Here is a 1,393-nt window from a genome sequence, read left to right as displayed (position 1 = left end):
GCTCTCCTCATCGCTGCGCTGGGGGTGCGGACGCTCAGGCGACCTGAGCGCGGGCCAGCTCGGCCTGCTCGCGGTCGAGGTTGGCGCGGGCCGGCGCCTCCCAGCGCTCGCGGGCCCACGCGGTGTGGAACAGCGCGGGCTTGGCCGCGAGGGCCGCCAGCACGGCCGCGCGGCCGGCGGCGAAGGTGGGGTCATCGAGGTGGGCGTACTCGCGGCGGACGTCGGCGACGTAGGCGTCGTAGCGCTCGCGCGGTGCGGCCAGGATGGCGAGGTCGGCGTCGGAGAGCGCGCACCCGCGCTCGTCGTCCTCGGCCGGGCGGTGGGTCTCGGTGAGCCGCACCAGCCGGACCACCTCGGCGACGGTGTCGTCGTCGATCAGCCCGGTGAGGGCGTCCTCGGCCCAGGCGGCCGAGCGCTCCTCGGCGTCGCGCTCGCCGTCGTAGACGGAGTCGTGGAACCACGCGGCCAGCACGACGGCCGGCGAGAGGGCGTGGGCGGCGTCGTGGGCCGCGAGCTCCTCGAGGCGGTCGAGCACCTCGCGGAGGTGGAGCAGGTCGTGGTAGCCGCGGGCGGGATCGCCGTAGGCGGCGAGGAGCTCCTCGCGCAGGGCCTCCTGGCCGCTCAGCGGCCAGCGCGCGCGCAGGTCGTCACGACGGACGTCCGGATGCGGGGGCTCCTCAGGACTGGTGGGGGTCTCAGGCATGCGGGCCATTCAACGTCACCGGCTGCGCCCGCCGCCAGCCGACGCTAGGGTCCGATGCGAGAACGTGTTCTACTCACCGTCTGAGGAGCCGACGTGCCCGCCACCGAGCAGCAGATCCGCGAGACCATCGAGCGCTACGTCGCGCTCGTCGCCACGGGAACCGCCGAGGAGATCCTCGCGCTCTACGCCGACGGCGCATGCGTCGAGGACCCGGTCGGCTCGACGCCGCTCACGACGCCGGAGGCGATCCGCGCCTTCTACGCCACGCTCGAGGGGCTCGAGCAGACCACCCGGCTGGTCGAGGCCCGCATCGCCGGCGGTCAGGCGGCCTTCCTCTTCGAGGTCGCCACGGTCAGCGACGGCGCGACCTTCGTGCTCGCGCCCATCGACGTCATGACCTTCGACGACGACGCCCGGATCACCACCATGCGCGCCTTCTGGAGCGAGGCGGACATGCAGGTGCGCTAGCCGCCCCGGGGCGAGCGCTCCTCAGACCCGCAGGCTCGGCAGGCGCAGGCCGGCGACCGGGCCGCGCGGGTGCGGCGAGCCGACGACGACCCGGCGCTCCGAGCGCGGCAGCGCGAGCGCGCCCAGCTCGGTGAGCCGCCCCGGGACGACGGCCACGCCGCGTCGCACCACGGTGTCGACGACGGCGCGGTCCGAGCCCGAGCGCACCCGGACGGTGAGGCC

The 1,393-nt window shown here is 75.3% G+C and carries 3 protein-coding genes; 1 reads left to right on the top strand and 2 read right to left on the bottom strand.

Features of this window, described 5'->3' with window-relative positions; all coding sequences use genetic code 11:
• Nucleotides 1-34: 34 nt before the first annotated feature.
• A complete protein-coding gene (locus ACZDWJ_RS19690; protein WP_463523881.1) occupies nucleotides 35-703 on the bottom strand; it encodes an HD domain-containing protein in 669 nt (222 codons plus the stop codon).
• Between the two features lie 93 nt (nucleotides 704-796).
• On the opposite strand from ACZDWJ_RS19690, the gene ACZDWJ_RS19685 reads away from it, so the two are divergent.
• A complete protein-coding gene (locus ACZDWJ_RS19685; RefSeq protein WP_463523879.1) occupies nucleotides 797-1,171 on the top strand; it encodes a nuclear transport factor 2 family protein in 375 nt (124 codons plus the stop codon).
• A 21-nt stretch (nucleotides 1,172-1,192) separates the two neighbouring features.
• On the opposite strand, the gene ACZDWJ_RS19680 is transcribed toward ACZDWJ_RS19685, so the two are convergent.
• Nucleotides 1,193-1,393: hypothetical protein (locus tag ACZDWJ_RS19680; RefSeq protein WP_463523877.1), on the bottom strand; the 201-nt coding region annotated here is incomplete at its 5' end.

The sequence above is a fragment of the Nocardioides sp. B129/18 genome, assembly GCF_055282735.1.
Note: the sequence above shows the minus strand (reverse complement) of the source record. Positions and strands in the feature narration are given on the sequence as shown.

Coding starts and splice junctions, on each gene's coding strand:
- ACZDWJ_RS19690 (WP_463523881.1), bottom strand. CDS start 703: ATGCCTGAGACCCCCACCAGTCCTGAGGAGCCCCCGCATCCGGACGTC.